Origin of the sequence: Pseudanabaena sp. BC1403, assembly GCF_002914585.1 — a bacterium.
Lineage (GTDB): Bacteria > Cyanobacteriota > Cyanobacteriia > Pseudanabaenales > Pseudanabaenaceae > Pseudanabaena.
In genome coordinates, this window is the sequence record NZ_PDDM01000011.1 from 1 (window position 1) to 13,614 (window position 13,614).

The 13,614-nt window shown below is 41.1% G+C and carries 24 protein-coding genes; 16 read left to right on the top strand and 8 right to left on the bottom strand.

Annotated features, from left to right (window positions below; translation table 11 throughout):
• Positions 1-280: 280 nt before the first annotated feature.
• The 5 genes from CQ839_RS11360 (at position 281) to CQ839_RS11380 (ending at position 2,951) form a co-directional block, all read left to right on the top strand.
• The gene (locus CQ839_RS11360; protein WP_103668400.1) at positions 281-832 is read left to right on the top strand and encodes a hypothetical protein; all 552 of its coding nucleotides are present in this window, start codon (positions 281-283) and stop codon (positions 830-832) included.
• On the top strand, positions 822-1,235 hold the full coding sequence (locus tag CQ839_RS11365) for a DUF6713 family protein (RefSeq protein ID WP_258040701.1): 414 nt from the start codon (positions 822-824) through the stop codon (positions 1,233-1,235). Before CQ839_RS11360 ends, CQ839_RS11365 begins: the two co-directional genes overlap by 11 nt.
• A 6-nt stretch (positions 1,236-1,241) precedes the next feature.
• Positions 1,242-1,625 (top strand): hypothetical protein, encoded by a 384-nt coding sequence (locus CQ839_RS11370; RefSeq protein WP_103668401.1) that lies wholly within the window; start codon positions 1,242-1,244, stop codon positions 1,623-1,625.
• 66 nt (positions 1,626-1,691) lie between these two features.
• A complete protein-coding gene (locus tag CQ839_RS11375; protein WP_374937743.1) occupies positions 1,692-1,838 on the top strand; it encodes a molecular chaperone DnaJ in 147 nt (48 codons plus the stop codon).
• A gap of 129 nt (positions 1,839-1,967) precedes the next feature.
• Positions 1,968-2,951 (top strand): FecR family protein, encoded by a 984-nt coding sequence (locus CQ839_RS11380; protein WP_103668402.1) that lies wholly within the window; start codon positions 1,968-1,970, stop codon positions 2,949-2,951.
• Positions 2,952-2,991: 40 nt separating this feature from the next.
• Here CQ839_RS11380 and CQ839_RS11385 read toward each other — a convergent pair whose 3' ends face one another.
• Complete coding sequence (locus CQ839_RS11385) at positions 2,992-3,618, bottom strand: hypothetical protein (RefSeq protein ID WP_103668403.1); 627 nt, start codon at positions 3,616-3,618, stop codon at positions 2,992-2,994.
• 360 nt (positions 3,619-3,978) lie between these two features.
• Between CQ839_RS11385 and CQ839_RS11390 the strand changes: the two genes are divergently transcribed.
• Positions 3,979-4,257 carry a hypothetical protein gene (locus CQ839_RS11390; protein WP_103668404.1) on the top strand — a complete coding sequence of 93 codons (279 nt, stop codon included), beginning with the start codon at positions 3,979-3,981 and terminating at the stop codon, positions 4,255-4,257.
• On the opposite strand, the gene CQ839_RS11395 is transcribed toward CQ839_RS11390, so the two are convergent.
• The 4 genes from CQ839_RS11395 to CQ839_RS11410 all read right to left on the bottom strand — a co-directional run bounded on the left by CQ839_RS11395 (position 4,240) and on the right by CQ839_RS11410 (position 5,922).
• On the bottom strand, positions 4,240-4,473 hold the full coding sequence (locus CQ839_RS11395) for a hypothetical protein (protein ID WP_103668405.1): 234 nt from the start codon (positions 4,471-4,473) through the stop codon (positions 4,240-4,242). The two genes, CQ839_RS11390 and CQ839_RS11395, sit on opposite strands and share 18 nt — an antisense overlap.
• Before the next feature lie 3 nt (positions 4,474-4,476).
• A complete protein-coding gene (locus tag CQ839_RS11400; protein ID WP_181016180.1) occupies positions 4,477-4,752 on the bottom strand; it encodes a hypothetical protein in 276 nt (91 codons plus the stop codon).
• 133 nt (positions 4,753-4,885) lie between these two features.
• Positions 4,886-5,335, bottom strand: a complete 450-nt coding sequence (locus tag CQ839_RS11405) for a hypothetical protein (protein ID WP_103668407.1) — start codon at positions 5,333-5,335, stop codon at positions 4,886-4,888.
• An 80-nt stretch (positions 5,336-5,415) separates the two neighbouring features.
• Positions 5,416-5,922, bottom strand: coding sequence for a hypothetical protein (locus tag CQ839_RS11410; RefSeq protein ID WP_103668408.1), 507 nt, complete (start codon positions 5,920-5,922; stop codon positions 5,416-5,418).
• Positions 5,923-6,127: 205 nt separating this feature from the next.
• On the opposite strand from CQ839_RS11410, the gene CQ839_RS11415 reads away from it, so the two are divergent.
• Genes CQ839_RS11415 through CQ839_RS11430 form a run of 4 tightly spaced genes read left to right on the top strand, consistent with a single transcriptional unit; the run spans position 6,128 to position 10,359 of the window.
• Positions 6,128-6,454, top strand: a complete 327-nt coding sequence (locus tag CQ839_RS11415; protein WP_103668409.1) for a hypothetical protein — start codon at positions 6,128-6,130, stop codon at positions 6,452-6,454.
• 32 nt (positions 6,455-6,486) lie between these two features.
• The gene (locus tag CQ839_RS11420; RefSeq protein WP_103668410.1) at positions 6,487-7,794 is read left to right on the top strand and encodes a hypothetical protein; all 1,308 of its coding nucleotides are present in this window, start codon (positions 6,487-6,489) and stop codon (positions 7,792-7,794) included.
• A 25-nt stretch (positions 7,795-7,819) separates the two neighbouring features.
• The gene (locus CQ839_RS11425) at positions 7,820-9,874 is read left to right on the top strand and encodes a hypothetical protein (RefSeq protein WP_103668411.1); all 2,055 of its coding nucleotides are present in this window, start codon (positions 7,820-7,822) and stop codon (positions 9,872-9,874) included.
• A complete protein-coding gene (locus tag CQ839_RS11430; RefSeq protein WP_103668412.1) occupies positions 9,871-10,359 on the top strand; it encodes a hypothetical protein in 489 nt (162 codons plus the stop codon). The genes CQ839_RS11425 and CQ839_RS11430 overlap by 4 nt, the downstream gene beginning before the upstream one ends.
• 329 nt (positions 10,360-10,688) lie before the next feature.
• On the opposite strand, the gene CQ839_RS11440 is transcribed toward CQ839_RS11430, so the two are convergent.
• Together CQ839_RS11440 and CQ839_RS11445 are read right to left on the bottom strand one after the other, a co-directional pair.
• A complete protein-coding gene (locus CQ839_RS11440; protein ID WP_103668414.1) occupies positions 10,689-11,144 on the bottom strand; it encodes a hypothetical protein in 456 nt (151 codons plus the stop codon).
• Complete coding sequence (locus CQ839_RS11445) at positions 11,145-11,489, bottom strand: helix-turn-helix transcriptional regulator (protein ID WP_103668415.1); 345 nt, start codon at positions 11,487-11,489, stop codon at positions 11,145-11,147. It lies immediately after the preceding gene.
• 140 nt (positions 11,490-11,629) lie between these two features.
• On the opposite strand from CQ839_RS11445, the gene CQ839_RS11450 reads away from it, so the two are divergent.
• From CQ839_RS11450 to CQ839_RS11470, 5 genes are all read left to right on the top strand, one after another.
• Positions 11,630-11,815, top strand: a complete 186-nt coding sequence (locus CQ839_RS11450; RefSeq protein ID WP_103668416.1) for a hypothetical protein — start codon at positions 11,630-11,632, stop codon at positions 11,813-11,815.
• A gap of 66 nt (positions 11,816-11,881) precedes the next feature.
• Positions 11,882-12,073 carry a hypothetical protein gene (locus CQ839_RS11455; RefSeq protein ID WP_103668417.1) on the top strand — a complete coding sequence of 64 codons (192 nt, stop codon included), beginning with the start codon at positions 11,882-11,884 and terminating at the stop codon, positions 12,071-12,073.
• A gap of 6 nt (positions 12,074-12,079) precedes the next feature.
• Positions 12,080-12,367: a hypothetical protein gene (locus tag CQ839_RS11460; protein WP_103668418.1), complete on the top strand. Its 288-nt coding sequence runs from the start codon at positions 12,080-12,082 to the stop codon at positions 12,365-12,367.
• Entirely contained in the window at positions 12,364-12,546 is a 183-nt protein-coding gene (locus CQ839_RS11465; RefSeq protein ID WP_103668419.1) for a hypothetical protein, read from the top strand. The genes CQ839_RS11460 and CQ839_RS11465 overlap by 4 nt, the downstream gene beginning before the upstream one ends.
• Positions 12,543-12,938: a hypothetical protein gene (locus tag CQ839_RS11470; RefSeq protein ID WP_103668420.1), complete on the top strand. Its 396-nt coding sequence runs from the start codon at positions 12,543-12,545 to the stop codon at positions 12,936-12,938. The genes CQ839_RS11465 and CQ839_RS11470 overlap by 4 nt, the downstream gene beginning before the upstream one ends.
• A 23-nt stretch (positions 12,939-12,961) precedes the next feature.
• On the opposite strand, the gene CQ839_RS25120 is transcribed toward CQ839_RS11470, so the two are convergent.
• A complete protein-coding gene (locus CQ839_RS25120; protein ID WP_181016181.1) occupies positions 12,962-13,255 on the bottom strand; it encodes a hypothetical protein in 294 nt (97 codons plus the stop codon).
• Here CQ839_RS25120 and CQ839_RS11480 point away from each other — a divergent pair.
• Positions 13,232-13,513: a hypothetical protein gene (locus CQ839_RS11480; RefSeq protein ID WP_181016182.1), complete on the top strand. Its 282-nt coding sequence runs from the start codon at positions 13,232-13,234 to the stop codon at positions 13,511-13,513. The two genes, CQ839_RS25120 and CQ839_RS11480, sit on opposite strands and share 24 nt — an antisense overlap.
• Positions 13,514-13,614 lie beyond the last annotated feature (101 nt).

The following is a 13,614-nucleotide window of genomic DNA, read 5'->3' on the forward strand; positions in this document are numbered from 1 at the left end:
TTCGCTGTAATAACCCAAAATTATTCCTTTTTTCTCTTTGTCTGAGCTTATCCTAATTTGCACAAGTTATTTATTTTTCATTCCTTAGTAGAACTGGGTTTACAGATCCAGCCCGTACTCTTTCACGTTTTTTGTCGCCGCAAGCGATCTTACTATGGGATGGCAATGAGATAGAGTATGCGTTAGACAATGAAAAAATCTGTGAACTATTAATTCTAAAATATCGTGTATGTATAGAAGATGGACTACCTGATTACAACATTACAACGAGGAATATTCCATGATTGCATATATTATCTGTGAAGGGATTGACGACAAACAACTACTTAAAGCTGTTCTACCAGAAATATCTCTAAATCAAGTAGAAATCGTTGTTGGTGGCGGAATGTCTTCTGTGAAATCGATTGCACGTTCTCTAGTTGTTCGTAGGCAAACACCTGTTGCCATAGTTGTTGATTCAGATTCAACCGTGCCAGAATTAGTCCAAATACGTATTAGAGAGACGACAGAGATAATTGAGAGCGTTTCAGTCAACACTCCTGTAAAAGTGATACTTTTTGTACCTGAGATAGAAGCTATCTTTTTCCAAGATATTCAATTGCTGTCAAAATTACTGGGGTATACTCCGTCTCAAGATGAGCTTAGTTTGGCGGCTTCGCAACCACGTAAGGTGTTAGAGCAATTGTTGGCTAAATCTGAGAAAGTACGAAATCGCACTGAAATCATTAATCAATTAGCCGAAGAAAATATTAATAATCTTCGCGATTTTCCAACCATAAAAGAACTAATCAAGTTTCTTCAGTCCGTCCGTGAGCCAGCCAATGCCCATTAAAAATCTGCTGTTTAATTTAGGTTTAGCGACACTCTCCACCCATGAGCTAGATGCTGTAACCCAATCTGAGTGGCATTTGCTTTATATATTGAACAGTTTGCCAGAGCAAATAGCTGCAACTTCTTTTGTTGCTATCCATGTTCCATTCTTCGCAATCATTTTCTGGTTAGGCTTTAACGAAAACACGAGGGTTAAAGAATGGTCAAGAATTGTATTTGCGATATTCTTGATTGTTCATGCTGGATTGCATAAGGCTCTAGAAAATCATCCGCTATATACCTTTAACTCGCCATTGTCTCAAGGATTAATTTTTGGAGCTGGGTTATTAGGGCTTCTGTACTTAATAGTTACCTATATATCGAATAGCCGCAATTCTAATTATGACAATCGACCTCAAATGTAAAAAGCCGTGACAATAGTATTATCAGTTAGCAACTTTATTAATCGTGAAAAGCTTAAGGTAAAGACCAACGATGTATTTTTGCTTTCGGGATTGTTATGGCTAGATGATGATGGGGCGAGACTTTATAATTGGGAGGATGACCAATCTATAATCCTCAATGATCCTGAAGCTTGCTCAATATTGCGATCGCATTTTTCTTATGAGTATCTTGGGGGCGTAATATTGCAAGCTTGGGTAAAAGATGGAAATGAAGGGTTAGAGATTTATAATGTGTATTGGTTTGCTAGCTGTGAGCCAAACCATAATCCTTGCGCCCCAAGTAAATTAGGAGCAAAGATAATTATTCGACCTGTACCAGAGCAATATCAATATTGCAGAGAGCCTTTTTAGCTTGGATTTCTAAATATGCCAAAAATTGCGCAAATAACAATGCAAATAAATACAGAAGGCGATCGCATTTTATCTACTACTCAAACAACTAAATCTTGCCACCCCTGCGAAGGCAAAGGCTATATATCAATTCGTGATTGCTCTGGAGAAATTCAACGCGAAGAAAACTGCTCATTTTGCAATGGCTCAGGCAAAATCGAAATAGAGATTTGAATTTAAAAATCAATCAAGTGCTTACAAAGTAAAGATTTTGACATTAAGCATAAAATACACTTGCCTAGTTTTTGTGACTATGCAAACATCTATTTAGAATTTATTCTAAATTTTAGATGAGATGTTCTCATGAAACGTTCTTTGTTAATGCCTGCTATAGCGATCGCACTATTTAGTTGCGAATCTCAACCAACTCCTGCACCTACTGCTCCAGTAACTAATGCTACGCCTAAGCCCATAGTAGTTCAAGAACAAGCGATCGCGAAAGTATCACTAGTTGAAGCAAAGCCAGTATCAGTAATATCAAAGAAAGATACTAAAGAAATCGATGCTAAAGTTGGAATGGGTTTACATGTAGCGGATACTGTCCGCACACAAGGAAAAGGGAAAACTCAAATTGAATTTAATAATGGGATAGGATTTCGGATTGGAGGAGATTCAATAGTACAGATTAAACCCAACAATCAACTTAATCTGACTGAGGGCAAGATGATTACTTGGGTGAAACCAGGATTAACAGTGCCAATTGAAATATCTACAGCCTATGCCACAGCCGCAATTCGAGGGACAACAGTCTTTGTTGAAATTCCTAAAGATATTAGTAAGGGAATTAGGTTTTTTTCTTGGGAGGGGACAGTAGTAGTTAAGTTAGCTAATCAGTCCAAAGAAATTATTTTGTTAACAGGTGAAGAAATAATTGTTAAGCCTAACTCCACAACACCTCCTGTTGTTCGTCGTTTGACACTCAATGAGTGGAAAGAAATTTCTAAAACCAGTGAATTATTGCGAAGCTTCGATGCTCCATTGCCTACCCAAACAGTTATTGACAAGCTCGTCCCAGGACAATCAAGTCTCAGTCAAACTCCTCCAGCCAGTATTGACAAATCCGTTCCAATCCAACCAAGCCCTAGTCAAACTCCTCCAGCCAGTATTGACAAATCCGTTCCAAAGCAACCAAGTTCTAGTCAAACTCCAGCCAATATTGACAAATCCGTTCCAATCCAACCAAGTCCTAGTGAAACTCCTCCTGCCGAGCCAATTGATGAACAGGTTCGTGTTAAACCTAATTTGGATAACCCAAAGAAGCAAGACGACGATGATGATGATGATTAATTTTAGAGGTGCTTTGCACCTCTAAAATTAATCATCATCATCATTTTTTGATTTTAAATGATGAAATAAAGCGATCAGCATCGGCTTGCGAGAATTTGTCTGAAGGAGCTACTACAACTACCTGATAGAGACGAATATTATCTGCAATACAAATTCGTCCTTTTGCAGTTGCATCAATCGATTGAATCTTCCCAGTACCATCGAAATCTAGGCATGGCGATTCGCCAAGTTTAGACTCTTTGGAAGAATTGATTTTGCCTTTAATGCTCCCAGTAATAAAACCTTTCGCACCTAGATTGATCCTTTCTTGGAGCTCAGAGTCAGTAAATTTTGCTGGGTAGTCATTATAGCTAACCATATAGGCTGAAGTATTGGACTCAGATATTGCCATATTTATCTTGACTGCACCAACTTCAGTCTTCTTTTCTTGAGACTGTTCTTGTGGTTTAGTTGGCATTTGCACGCTGAATTTCCCAGACTCTGAATTGTAGTCTTGCCAACCATTTGTAGCTGAGGGTTCAGGTTTAGAATCTGTATTTTTAGCTTGATCGGATGAATTGCTTGGAGTTGCTGATTTTGATGAACTTGCGGTTTCGGTTGTAGATGGGGTACAAGCACTTACAGCAAATAAAACCAAACTAACTGCAAAGGAAAGATATTTTTTCATGTTTATTGAATGTTGTGTTTTTAGTTAGCAATGGGATGGGATGAGCATCCCTATAGAAACTACAGTTACGCTAATGCTTAAAGACTTAATTAGCAATAGTTTCAGTCGCCAAATTTTATCTTGATTCGGGATTACTCATGGGGGGCTGCTCATATCATATCTATCAGAAGTCCCTATCACTAACTAAAACTAGCTTACGAATTTAAGATTTATAGTTTAGCTTACGTAAATATCCAACGGTTGCCCGAAATGCTTGCTGCAAAAGGGTTTTAGTATTCTGAACAGTAATCAAAAATAGATGACAAGACTTAAAATAAGTCCTATAATGAGACTAGCAATCTCGTTATAGGACTTATTTTAATGGGGACAATCGCAAAAACTAGAAAACCAAATAAACAGCAAATTGCGTTAACTAAACCAGTGGCGAAAGCCATAGCGATCGAAGAACTAGATGAAGATGAAGTCGAGTACCTGTTGTTGTTGATGGCAAGTTTTAAAACCTACAGCGATAAAGCTCACAACTCTTATTTAAAACCTGCTCGGATTCCACCAATTTCTCTTGGCAAAGCCAACTTCTTCAAACTTAGATACAAACTAGAAAATATCGTTGTCCCCAAGGATTTAATCGATTCTATCTGAGTATCTATGTTTACGATTCTCCTTTACTTCCGCTTTCAAATCCTTAGTATCGTCTTTCAAGGACTGGATATCTTTATGGATCACTTTGATTTCTCCCAATACTTCAGCCTGTGCTACCTTTTGGCTTTGTTGGATACTGCTGATTGATACAGTTACCTTTACCGCACTGGCTATGATTGCTAAGGCTAGAGTGGCTTCGATTATAAGTGGGGGCATAGCTTATATACTTCCTATGAATAAATTGTCGTTTAGATTAGCAACTAGAACTCCTTCAGGTAATAGAATTTCGTGAATTACAACCTGACACTGAGTATTGATTTGCCTGTAAGGAATCAACTTTAATCGATAGTTGACAGCCTGAGAACTATCAATTTTGACTAGGTTTTTTGTAAGTTTTAATTGTTGATTTTGACCATCAACAAAGCCAACTTCACGAATAAAAAACAGTGGTTGAAAATTGCCGAAAAATACAGAATTACTTCTTAGTTTTGACAAAGAATTAATCTCTATAACCAAGTTTTGAGCAGTCATTTGCATCGGTAGAATTACTTCACGTTTAAGCGCGAAATTAATAGTTGATCGGTGCAAAAGTCTTGTGTTCATTGTTGTTTATAGAGATTAATTCGGGCTATTTCTTAGCTGTAGGGGATTTTTTAGCCGCAGGCTTGGCTTTTAATTTCTTGGAATCACCCAAAATTTGAGCCGATCCAGCGGGAGTTTTGAAAACGATCGCCTTAGAGTTTTTCGCCAAAACAGTTTTAGCTAGTCCATAGCTGCAATTCGTGGGAATCACAACTGAATACCACGCAACCCCATCAGCACTGCATTGCATGGATCTCTTGCCTGACCCTGTGCCGCCTGACCTAGGCAAGTACAAGCGCCCCTTCTTGTCTTTGACTAGTTTGGGTACTGTTTTCGCTTCAGTAGCAGGCTTGAGTTTGATGTCAAGTGCCTTGATCGTCGATTCAGGAATCTTTGCAATTAATTGAATGGTGACATCTTTGCCAGCTCGCTTGATTTTCTTAGAACCAAACACAAGCGGTAACCGTCTACCAGTAGCAGGTCTTTTACCAGCCATAGTTTTTATTTCCTATACAAATAGTTTTTGATAATTCGATAGATAGGGTCAATTGGGGACTCTATCTATCGAATTGGGTTCTAAACGTAGTCAAGAGCGGTCAAGGTGACCTCACCAGCATCACCAAACGCAGGGGTAAATGGAATCTGTGCGGCGATGGTTGCAATGCGAGTCTCAAGGGAGATTTCAACAGTGATGTTTGTAGGCTGATCGCTTTCAGGTGTGACAGTCTTCTCAGCAGCACTTAGCTTTTGAGCGAGTTCCAAAACTACACCCATCTTGGTTGTAGATTTTGCGTCGCCTGTGCCAACTGTAAAGGCGGAATAGGTAGAGCCAAGGTAATCAGACGCAGTGATAACCGATGCGCCTGCCGTTGAGATTGTTTCGGCAATTGGAAGAGCTACGTTGATCGAATAGGAATTGCCGTCAAAGTCAGCCGACATGGTGACGTTGTTTTTAGGAGCTTGGCTAGAGTTAGCCGCGTTGCGAGTCTTTTCGGCTTCGTTCAATTTGCGGACAGCTTCTACAAAGGCACTTGATAAAGTTGTAGAGTCTAGATCCGAACCAGTAGGGACATATGCAGTCATGGGTTTTTATCCGTTGATAATTGACTTAATGGATGTATCTAAATTAGAAGGATTTGAAATTGTTCGGCAAATCGTAAACACAAACTGGGCAAGGCTTTTAAGCTTTAAGAGAAGCCTTTGACCCTAGGGTGCAAGGCTTCTCTTTCGAGTTGCCGAAAAAAATTTTAAAAGCCTAATATTTAGGCAGTAAATTTAGGTAGTTTTCATGACTGCAATCGTTCGCACAGGTGTGCCTAGTAGTACTCAGCATCGTTTACCAGACAATGTCGATACAGTGGAAAGAAATATTGCATGGGCTTTTGAGATTCTGTGGGATTTGTACGGAACTTCAGAGTTCTACCCTGTAAAGAATGCAGCCCCCGTAATGAGAGTGCAAAAGAATACTTTTAAAGCTGGCAATGGCAAGCGGACTAATCTTTACTCGGTTTACCTTACTGTTGACGACGATTTTGGGCGGGATGGTAATACGAAAGAATGGCTAGCTACTGAAGAAATCGGTGACGCTGTAGCAAGCAATGGATTTAATAGCTAACAGTAAAAATCGAACTATAAACACTAAAATCTATGACTTTATTTACAAACATTTGGAATGCTGATCACGAGTTTGCTGATGGCAATATTGAGATTGCAAACACTCTAAGCAGTCTCCGTAAAGCTTATATCGAAACACTCGTTACAGGGCTTTCTGACAGCTTGGCTTATCCAATCTTGCTAGGTTTCTTATACCAGATTGATGCTAGCGCAAAGCGCTCAAAACCTTATCCAATTGTGTCGCAACGTCAAACGATCAATCTAGATTTGTCAGAGTGCGAGACATTCATTTTTATTCCATCAAATCGACTGATTGATGATTACACCTTGAAGTTGTATGTCTCCACTGAGTCAGGCAGTGGTGAAATTGACTTATCTGCTTATGCTCTTAAAACCGAGCTGCCAGATTTATCGAATTATGTCAGTGCATCCCAACTAGCGACGGCATTAAGTGATTATGCTTTAGTATCGCAACTTCCAGATTTATCGAATTATGTCACTGAATCTAGTCTAGCAACTGCCCTTGCCGACTATGTTCTGACAGCCGATTTGCCGAGTAGCAGTGGCTCTCAAAACTTCATTGCTCTATCCGCGAATGCGATGCTTGAGAGCAATAAGAAGTATCTGGCGATTTTGCCCGACTTAGTTCATGTCTTACCTGTATCGCCAATTGTTGGCGATGATATCAAGATTGCAACGGGTAATTTTAGTACAAAGGTATTTCAAAACACTTCTCAAACCATTCTCAATCTTGCAACTCAAACGCCTTCAGGAAGCGATACAGGGCTAATCCTTAAGCCTTATTCTTCTATCCAATTAATCTATATTGGTGATGGACTATGGATTACTGGGTTTAGATCCAGAACGGTTAATAATTGGCTGCCAGAATCCGTAGAAAGCACGGCAAGCATTAAATCGTATACACCAACAAATCTAGAATCGTATGGCTATCAAGGCTCTGATATAGTTTCTAAAATTAACGATGGAGATACATCTAGGGGTGTTACATGGAGTGGAGGATCTACTAATGGCAAATTTGGGCTGATTGCTACATTTGCTGATCTAGTAATCCTATCCAGTATTAATTACTGGCTTGGGCAATTTAATGGTGGATATAATACCCCTAGTACCGTAGATATTTATTTGGGTAATGCGATCGATAGCGCAAATCTCATTCAGTCGTTTACATTCCCAAATTTGCAAGGCAGTATCAATCTATCTAACAGTGCAAGTTCTAGCCAGTATTTATTTGTTTTTAACAATGGAAGTATCTATGTATCTGTTAATGAAATACAGTTGCTAGGCAAGAGTGCCACAGGTGGCGAGATTGTGGCGGTTTAGATATTGATTTTATTGGAGAAAAAAGATGGCAGAGACTGTACCAGCAACCCTATCAGCAGCACAGCTCAGAGCATTAGAGAGGTCGCTTAATGGTGGATCTGTACCAAATTCACCACAGCTCAGAGCGTTGGAGAGGGCGCTTAATGGCGGGTCTGTGCCATATTCACCGCCGCCAGTGCCGAGTGACAATGGATTATTGCGCCAAGCACCAAACATTCCGAATACTAAACCTAGTCCAGCGCAAGCTCAAAATCTGATTGATACTCTCAATAATCAGCGTATCCCCACCACTCAAACAGCACCAATCCCTAACACACCCATCCCTCAAGTAAATACCCCACCAGTCCCCCTAACACAAAGGGTAAATAATGCATTAACCTCTCCCATCTCCTTCCCAAGTGCCGACAAAGTAAATAATGCTCTCAATAAAGCTGGTGGAGCCGTGGCGGCTGCTTCTGTCGCCATCAGTGTAGGTGGTTCTTTAGCTAATGCAGTTCGCAATCCAGATACCAATTCTTTAGCGCAAGCAGCAGTTGCGTCTGCTAGTGGAGCTTTGCTGTTAGCACCAAATCCTTATGCTAAAGCCGCTGGTCTAGCTCTATCCGTTCTAGGACAGCCATTAGTAAACCTTATATTTCCTAGCGCAAATAATCTAATACCAAGCCCGAATCTGCCTTTGTCGGGTGGACAAAGCATAGGGATACCATACACTCTCTATCTTTCTTATGATGTCTACCAAAATGGAAATCCGATTTTCTCTGTAAGCAGAAATGGATTTGCTATTACAGCGCCGTTCAGGGGGATTTCCGCACCTTACGGCAGTGGCACGAACTGGAGTATCTCAGTACAGGATGGATCGGGAACAAGGCAGATTCAGTTAGCGGCTGGGACTGGTGGACTAACTATAATTGGATTTTCCCCATCCATAGAGCGAACCGATGGACAGCCAGACACAGGCGACAATCCTAGCGGTAATACTTATATCAACATAGTAAATAATGACGGCAGACCATCAGCATTGCCTTTTGATTTCGACCCTGCTGCGATCGGTGATGCAATCGATAAACTCAACGCCTTGAAAGATAGTGTTAATGGGTTAAGCGACGATAATAAAGAGATTCTCGATAGGCTTAAGAATCTTGCAAATCCATCGGTAGCGAATCCTTTGCAGAGTGCTCCAGTCGCTCCGAATTTAGTACCAATTCCACCAATAAAGCCAGCCGAGCCAAAATTAGGAGCACCTCAAGGCAGCTCCAATGAAACCGTTAAGTTGCCTGATAATTCTAAAATCATGGTGACAGGGGTTAACACTGGCAAAGAAAATGATGTCAGCACACCCAATATTTTGGATAAATTGAAGGAGCAAATCAACCAAGCGAAAGCAGCCGAGCAAGCTCAAACTAAGGCTACTCCGCAAACTCAACAAGATAGGTTTAAAGATCCAAAAGATTGTCAATTCAGTTGTGAGAATTTGGCTAAGTGCTTTGTGGATTTGAAAGTAAGTATTTTTGATGGGTGCAACCCTGACACAGGTGTTGCCAAAACTAAGGAAATTACGATCCAAGTTTTACCGAAGGACAAGGCGAAAACTGAGGCTAGCTTTAAGGAATTATTGGACATGCGTAGCCGCGAATGCGACCTGTCCGATCGGGTGCAAACTACGCCCGAATATTGGGCAACCAGACGCGGACAAATCCCACAGGCGATCATTCTGTATAAGACTACTACCAAGGGGGAGAATGGGCAGCCTAGCTATTATCAGCTCCAGATACCTCATTACAATGGCGGAAAGAACGGTAAACCCTCTCTGCCTACTTATCAGAAAGGCGAACACATGGCTATTTATGAGTGTATTGATGGGTCTCAAATGCAGGTCTATGCGATTAGTGATGCTGAGGCATTGCGGGTGATTAATGCCTGTGAGAAATACATTAATCCTAGAATGAGAATGAAGGATAAGAAGAATATCAAAACGGGCAAAAGAGGAGGAATGGAAAAGGTTTCTGTTAAGCCTATTCGATTGGATTTTAGTTCCATCGGACAGGCTAAGAAGTCGCCAGACTGGAGCATACCGCTATGACGCTGATTGATGACGCGATGCGAAATCTATTCATTGAGACTTATAAACTCTATGAGTTGGAGAAGCAATTTAACTATCAGAATTATGGGAAGTATCCGTATAGAGATAGAAAGAATAGTGTTCAGATAATTGCGGATTTTAATGTTGATGCTTATAGCGTAAACGGTTTGTTTGTGACGGAAGAGAGCTATTTGCAGTATTACCCACCTGAGATAATTGAGACTGTAGAGAGTGTTTTGGTTGAGTCTAGGTATGTATCTCAAGTTTTTGAGCAGTCTGTGGAGATTGTGCAAGGCGATCAGGGTCAAATAGATGAGATAACGCTTCAGACTGCCTATGGGTCGATACTTGCCTATGAACGTTATGAGAATATTGTTGTGCGTGAGTTTGTGGAGGTGGAGGCGGTTGAGGTGCAAACTATGAGGTATCTTTTCCCGTTTAATTGTGTGCCTGATAGTTTGGGTAGGTTAGTTTTGAGTTTTTAGCGATCGCATTTTATAATTTTGAGATGAAATACATAATTAGAAAAACATCCCGATCCACGATGCAAGCTTATGCAGGTGTTAGCTGTAATGTAGCTGGTGTCCCAGAGGGAAAAATCTATGAGGATTATGACGATGCGGTTGCAGATGCTGCAAAATTATCTTCGGTTAACCCAGTGGGTTTTGAGGTCATCGAAGTTCCTAAGAAAAAGAGGTTTTGTTTTGTAAGAGCCACGGAGGACACTCGATCTAGAGAGTGTAGATCGATGGGTCAATTACTTGGGTATGAAGACTAAGAAAGGCGATCGCAATATCTGCGATCGCCTTTCTTGTTATTGCCGATCTCTCAAAACATCCTCTATAGCCTTTTCGATTAACCATAGCCTAGACCTGTTCGGGTAATTTCTCCTTAGTCCTTCAAGAATGCGATCGCAAGTGGCTTGATCTCTTATTAGGGATAGCAGGTATTGTTCTTTCTCTCTCTTGTTTTCACGTCTTGAAACCTTGTTGCTACTAGGCTTGACTTTATCTAACTCATACTTGATTCCTAGCACTAATAAAATCAAAAATATTGACGAAGACACAACCACAAAAAGCCCTTGGGGTATCGTCAATCCGAAAAATACCAAGAAGTTTGCAAAAAGGAAAGCGATCCACCCTAACAAAAGTATGATCGCCGCCCAAACTAAATATTGAATAAGTTTTTCTAGTCGGTAACTACCCTGAAAAGCCCAAAATATCGTGCCTGCGGCGATCGCAAAACATACCAATCCTAGAAATAAACTCATCTACCTTCCTGCACTCTCCGCGATCGCAACTAACCTATCACTTACAGCCCTGTCGATAAGCACGATTTGTTTAAATGAAAGCTTTTTAATTTGCTTTGTCATTTGCGTGACAACATCAGACTCTGGCAGATCGCCACACTCTAGATAGTTTTGAGCTTGTTCTAAGGTGTAACCAGCCCTAGCGGCGATACCTGATAGATGCTTTGTTTCTGGAATACTAACGCCATTCTCCCAATGCTGAACGGCTGTGGAAGATACACCCAGTTCAGCGCCAAAAGCTCTTTGGCTCATATCACCACGAGCCAACTTAACCAGAATCGAGACTCTTTCGCCTTGCGCGCTCATAAGCACACCTTGCAAGCAAACTTGTATAACTTTGCAATAGTCTACATTTATAAAACCCTAGTTGTCTAATATTGTAACTATTGACAATTAAAGTTTTATAGTCTTATAGTTGCAAGTGAAGTTGTTAAAAATTACAAGCTATGCAAACTACAGACAAGGCGCGGGTTACCGCAATGCTATCCCCAGACACTGACAAGAAGCTTCGGCTTTTTGTAGTCCACCAAGGCTCAAACCTAAGCGAGACGGTTGAGGCAATGATTCTCCATTGCATCGACAATCCCCATTTCATCAACGAACTCACCAAAAAAGAAGAGATCGATCGCTAGTTCCCGCTAGTCAATCAATCTCTTCTTTTTTGTTTTTGCACAGCTATCCCAAACCAATTAGAGACTATGCAACCAAACAATCTTACAGCAACCATCTGGCTATCGCCTTACCGATTGACCTATCGGACAAGTGACCACGAACTCACAGGCGCAATCAACCGCCACGATCCAGACCTCCTACAGAAAACCCTAGAGCGTCTCTACGCCTATCTAATCAATGAAGGCTATTCACCCCTAATTTTGCACATGGAGCATTAATCAACTATGACATTCCCACAACCCGCTTGCTATTACGGCTTGCAGCTATCAGAATCCGCAGAGAGTCTCATTACCAGCTTGGACTATAAACAAACCTTCAACTTGCTTTATGACGTTATTTACAATGTCTCTCAAACTGACGAACGCTTTTATGCACAGGGTTTCATGCTTGTTAAGTGGTTTGAAGATGAGATCGAAGCATTGACGACAGCAAACAAGATTGCTTTGGTTCGTTGGTTAGGCGATCGCCTTGCATTCCTGCACACCGTACCAGTGCAAGAGGTGAAGTCATGAAAACTCAACTAACAGAACAAGATAAAGCTTTACTGAAAGGCTGCCAGAGCGTATGGCATTTAGGCTGGATACTCCAAAACGAACTTGACCATGGACGTATACCAGAAACCGAGCTTATAAAAGCTGTGCGCGAATGTTGCGATCGCATCGAAAGCAAAATCACTGAGGTGAAGTCATGACTGACTATGCCTCTGACGAATTATGTCCAGATTGTCACGCTTACATCACCTATACCGATGAGGGTAAGTCTTGCTGCGATTGCCCTGAGCCTTGCCCCTGTGGATGTGGAGATATTGCTATTAGGTGTGTGTACAGCACCAAGAAGCTAGACACACTCAAGATTGACTATCACTTGAGCAACTACAACGCCTCAGCAAATGCCTTAGTTAGAGGCATTGACGACCCCAAAGAGTTTGCAAGAGTTGACGCAAATCGTAAGGCAAGCTTCGTAGCGATCGCCCTAGAGATAGGGGTAATAACTGCGATCGGTGATGCCGATCTATCCCGTGAAGAGTGGGAAAAAACTATTTCTTGGATTAGTGATTACGAGAATCAGGAGATCGCAGCATGAACCCCTATAACACTTACTACAGGCTAGACTCGCCAATTTTTGGCAATGTCAGAAATGGGCTTATCCCCAAAGAAGTGTGGGTAGAGGAAATCATCCCCGATCCTAAAGAGTTTGGCGGCATCTTTTACACAGAGCGATATACAAAACTCCCAATAGCAATACTTTTGGCGAATAGACGCATCAAAACCAACTAACCAACGCGATCGCAAATTTACCGAGTGAAATTGCGATCGCCTAACTATTTTTTGAAATCCATGAAAAACATCAAAGGAAACGCGAATCAACTCAAAACCATGCTGAAGCTTTGCAGTACTCACGGCTGGGAGCTTAAGAAGGTCATCAGCTCACGACAAAAAGAAGGGAGCCATTTATTTGTTGGCGAGGTTAGAGCTGAGTTTTACTGTCATAGAAATAAGCCGTCATTTGCTAAAGGCAATGTTTATATCACCATCCGCAGTGATGGCACTGTAGACCAAGGCTATGAAAGCGATCTTCATTCTGAGCTTATTCGGTACTTCCAAAGAGCAGATATCACCACCGACCCCTCTAAAAATCTTGGCAAAGGACTCAGATAACCAACGAGATCGCCTAATTACCAAATCAAAACTATGGAACTAACAAAAAAAGCTCTATCAATCAGACAGCCTTGGGCGTGGTTGATTGCAAATGGCTACAA

Bases quoted from the DNA above. Each gene is read 5' to 3' on its own strand.
- CQ839_RS11410 (WP_103668408.1), bottom strand. From the start codon at position 5,922: ATGACTGCATATGTCCCTACTGGTTCGGATCTAGACTCTACAACTTTA.
- CQ839_RS11395 (WP_103668405.1), bottom strand. From the start codon at position 4,473: ATGCCCCCACTTATAATCGAAGCCACTCTAGCCTTAGCAATCATAGCC.
- CQ839_RS11425 (WP_103668411.1), top strand. From the start codon at position 7,820: ATGGCAGAGACTGTACCAGCAACCCTATCAGCAGCACAGCTCAGAGCA.
- CQ839_RS11460 (WP_103668418.1), top strand. From the start codon at position 12,080: ATGACATTCCCACAACCCGCTTGCTATTACGGCTTGCAGCTATCAGAA.
- CQ839_RS11420 (WP_103668410.1), top strand. From the start codon at position 6,487: ATGACTTTATTTACAAACATTTGGAATGCTGATCACGAGTTTGCTGAT.
- CQ839_RS11380 (WP_103668402.1), top strand. From the start codon at position 1,968: ATGAAACGTTCTTTGTTAATGCCTGCTATAGCGATCGCACTATTTAGT.
- CQ839_RS11365 (WP_258040701.1), top strand. From the start codon at position 822: ATGCCCATTAAAAATCTGCTGTTTAATTTAGGTTTAGCGACACTCTCC.
- CQ839_RS11470 (WP_103668420.1), top strand. From the start codon at position 12,543: ATGACTGACTATGCCTCTGACGAATTATGTCCAGATTGTCACGCTTAC.
- CQ839_RS11480 (WP_181016182.1), top strand. From the start codon at position 13,232: ATGCTGAAGCTTTGCAGTACTCACGGCTGGGAGCTTAAGAAGGTCATC.
- CQ839_RS11455 (WP_103668417.1), top strand. From the start codon at position 11,882: ATGCAACCAAACAATCTTACAGCAACCATCTGGCTATCGCCTTACCGA.
- CQ839_RS11450 (WP_103668416.1), top strand. From the start codon at position 11,630: ATGCAAACTACAGACAAGGCGCGGGTTACCGCAATGCTATCCCCAGAC.
- CQ839_RS11465 (WP_103668419.1), top strand. From the start codon at position 12,364: ATGAAAACTCAACTAACAGAACAAGATAAAGCTTTACTGAAAGGCTGC.
- CQ839_RS11360 (WP_103668400.1), top strand. From the start codon at position 281: ATGATTGCATATATTATCTGTGAAGGGATTGACGACAAACAACTACTT.
- CQ839_RS11445 (WP_103668415.1), bottom strand. From the start codon at position 11,489: ATGAGCGCGCAAGGCGAAAGAGTCTCGATTCTGGTTAAGTTGGCTCGT.
- CQ839_RS11385 (WP_103668403.1), bottom strand. From the start codon at position 3,618: ATGAAAAAATATCTTTCCTTTGCAGTTAGTTTGGTTTTATTTGCTGTA.
- CQ839_RS11440 (WP_103668414.1), bottom strand. From the start codon at position 11,144: ATGAGTTTATTTCTAGGATTGGTATGTTTTGCGATCGCCGCAGGCACG.
- CQ839_RS11390 (WP_103668404.1), top strand. From the start codon at position 3,979: ATGGGGACAATCGCAAAAACTAGAAAACCAAATAAACAGCAAATTGCG.
- CQ839_RS11415 (WP_103668409.1), top strand. From the start codon at position 6,128: ATGACTGCAATCGTTCGCACAGGTGTGCCTAGTAGTACTCAGCATCGT.
- CQ839_RS11405 (WP_103668407.1), bottom strand. From the start codon at position 5,335: ATGGCTGGTAAAAGACCTGCTACTGGTAGACGGTTACCGCTTGTGTTT.
- CQ839_RS11430 (WP_103668412.1), top strand. From the start codon at position 9,871: ATGACGCTGATTGATGACGCGATGCGAAATCTATTCATTGAGACTTAT.